The organism is Acidobacteriota bacterium, assembly GCA_030697165.1.
GTDB lineage: Bacteria > Acidobacteriota > Vicinamibacteria > Vicinamibacterales > UBA2999 > 12-FULL-67-14b.
The window spans coordinates 1-3,392 of record JAUYQQ010000012.1 but is presented as its reverse complement, the minus strand read 5'-3'; the positions used below and the strand labels follow the sequence as shown (position 1 = coordinate 3,392).

The window sequence follows — 3,392 nt, the reverse complement described above, 5'->3', positions numbered from 1 at the left end:
CCGCAGGTGCAGGTCACCGGCGGCGATGGTTCGTTCCGGTTCCTCGCCCTGCCTCCGGGCACCTACGAGATCAACTTCGAGCTCGCCGGCTTCCAGAATGTGAAGCGCGACGGCGTCCGCGTGGTCATCAACCAGACCCTGACGGTTGACCAGCAGATGAACGTCGCCACGCTGCAGGAAACCGTCACGGTGTCGGGCGCGTCTCCGGTCGTCGATACCTCGACGACCACGATGGGCACCAACTTCACCCGGGAACTGCTCACCGAGATCCCGAACGCGCGCGATATCTGGGCGGCCATGTCGCAGGCCCCCGGCATCCAGATGACGGCCTATGACGTCGGCGGGTCGAACACCGGCAACCAGTCGGGCTTCCGCTCCTACGGGTTCGACACCCAGAACCAGACCAAGATGGAAGGCATCGACACGACCGAGGGCACGGCCGCCAACGCCGGCTACTTCGACTTCGGGTCGTTCGAAGAGTTCCAGGTCGGCGGCGCCGGCTCCGACGCCGGTTCGTTCGCCGGCGGCGCGGTGCTGAGCATCAGCGTCAAGTCGGGCGGCGACCGCTTCTCGGGCAACTGGTACAGCGACTACTTCAACGAAGACATGCTGGCCGAGACCAACGTCCCCGATTACCTGCGCACCGCCAACACCCCGAACGAAGACGGCTTCTTCACGCGCAACCCGCTCAACCGCGGCAACCCCACCAAGAAGCAGTTCGACGTCAACTTCAACTTCGGCGGCCCGATCGTCAAGCAGAAGGCGTGGTTCTTCACCAGCTGGCGTCTGAACGACAAGTACACCTACATTCTCGGCCTGGGCGACACGCTGGAGCGCTCGAAGCTGTCGAACAAGTACACCTTCAAGGGCACGTTCCAGGTCGGCCGCAACAACCAGATCATCGGCTTCCTGAACAAGCGCGAGAAGCTGCAAGACAAGCGCGGCATCAGCCTGACGACGCCGCTGTCGGCGGCCCAGTACCAGGCATCGCGTAACTACCCGTGGAAGGTCGAGTGGACCCGCGTGATGGGCAGCCGCGCGTTCCTCGACGTGCTGTACGGCAACTGGTATAACTTCTTCCCGCTGCGCCCGGTCCGCGACTTCGGGTTGTATGACGGTCCGTGGGGACCCGGACGCATCGACACCGCGACCAATCAACGGTTCGATGGTGGCGCGAACGACGGCTACCAGGACCAGAAGCGCTACAAGCCCCAGTTCTACACCACGCTGTCGTACTTCCAGGACGGCTGGAAGGGCAGCCACGACTTCAAGATGGGCTACGACTGGAAGCGCGATCGCCGCAGCCTCTTCCGCGACCAGCCGTTCGACATCTTCTACCGCGATACCAACGGCCTGCCGGCGCAGGTCGACATCTACAACACGCCGGTCACGGGCGTCAACGATGTCGTCTACAACGCGGCCTACATCAACGACACGTGGAAGCTGAACGACCGCCTGACGTTGAACCTGGGCCTGCGCTTTGAGGCCTACACCGACGGGTGGCAGGATCAGGAGTTCACGCCGAACGGCCACCCGGCACTGGCCGGCTTCACCGATCCGCGCTATGTCGAGTTCGTGGCGCCGAAAACCGTCGAAGCGCGCACCGTCGCGAGCACGAAGACCCTTGTGCCGCGGCTCGGCTTCGCCTACAACCTGACCGGCGACAACCGCACGGTCCTCAAGGTGTTCGCCGGCCAGTCGCGCTGGAACTCGGCCGATACGCTGGCCGATCTGGAGAACCCGGTGGGCCGGGCGCAGTTGCGCTACGCCTTCTTGCCCTGCACGGCCACCCGCACGACCCAATGCGACTTGAACGGCAACCGCCTGCTGGACAGCCCGGCGGAACTGGGCGCGTTCAATTCGACCCAGGGCGGCGCCGGCTTCGTGCGCATCGACCGCGACATCAAGCGGCCGACCAGCAACGAGGTGTCGGTCAACCTCGAGCGCGAAATCAGCAACTCGTTCTCGGGCCGCGCCTCGTATGTCTACAAGAACATGCGCAACGTCTGGGGCGAAATCGACGCCATCCGCACCCCCGCCTACACCATTCCCTACACGCTGGTGGACCCGGGCAAGGACAACAACCGGCTGACGACGGCCGACAACCAGACGTTCCAGACCTTCGATCGTCCGGCAACGATCGGTTCCGACCGCGTCTACACCAACAGCGACTTCCGCGATGCCGACTTCCACACCACCGAGGTCGCGGTCAACCGCCGCTTCTCGGGCAAGTGGATGATGCTGTCGTCAGTCGGCTACACCTGGTCGACGATGCTCCACGACACCACCGGCTACGGCCGCCTGACGTCGGCGGCCGCCTACCGGCCCGCGCGCCAGTTGTTTGGCGACGAGAACGGCATGGAAACCTCAACCACCTGGAACTACAAGCTCATCGGCCGCTACACCATGCCGTACGAGATCGGCCTGTCCGGTTCATGGAAGGTCCAGAGCGGCCAGCAGTACGGCCGCACGATCAGCGTGGCGTTCCCCGGTGACGGCACGCAGACCGTGCGCGTCGAACCGATTACGGCCAACCGCTACCCCACCGTCGCGATCATGGACGTGCGCGCCGACAAGTCGTTCAGCATGGGACGCGCCGGCAAGATGACGTTCCAGTTCGACGTCTTCAACCTGACCAACTCGGGCGTGCCCACCTCGGTGCGCCTGACCTCGGTGAACTTTAACGAAGTCACCGCGATTCTCAGCCCCCGCGTCATGCGCGTCGGCTTCCGCTACGACTTCTAAAGGCGGGCCGTTCTACGGCAGGTCGGGCGGGTAGGAATTAGGAATGTTAGGGCGGGTGGGGAAAACCGCTCGCCCTAATTTTTTGTACTCCGTCTCCCCTACCTGCCCCTACCCGACCGACCTGCCTTACCCGCCCCACGCCGCCCCACCTGCCCGAAACTAATCCAAAATCCCGGATTGCAAAAACTTGCAAAGGCCCTGCCTCAGGGCTACCATGCGAGCCAACTACAGTCTGTCCGGGAGCGCTTATACCGGATTGTCTGTAGGCGGGCCCGGCCTTGGTGCCGTTCCCGTCGGTTTGCAACATAACTCGCGTTGTAGTTGGAGGACGATGTATGAGGCTGAACAGGCTGATGGTGTTCTGCCTGTGCGTGACGCTGCTATCGATGGCAGTTCCCACTTCCGCACAGGATTTTCGAGGCCGAATTAACGGCACGGTCACCGACAACACCGGCGCAATTCTGCCCGGCGTGACGGTGACGGCGACGAGCCCGTCGATGATTCAGCCGCAGGTGCAGGTCACCGGCGGCGATGGTTCGTTCCGGTTCCTCGCCCTGCCTCCGGGCACCTACGAGATCAACTTCGAGCTCGCCGGCTTCCAGAATGTGAAGCGCGACGGCGTCCGCGTGGTCATCAACCAGACCCTG

2 protein-coding genes are annotated in these 3,392 nt (G+C 63.6%); both read left to right on the top strand.

The annotated features are described in order from the left end of the window. Window positions 1-2,745: TonB-dependent receptor (locus tag Q8T13_12720; GenBank protein ID MDP3718619.1), on the top strand; the 2,745-nt coding region annotated here is incomplete at its 5' end. 386 nt (window positions 2,746-3,131) lie between these two features. After that, the coding region (locus Q8T13_12715) for a carboxypeptidase-like regulatory domain-containing protein (protein MDP3718618.1) at window positions 3,132-3,392 on the top strand (261 nt) is incomplete at its 3' end.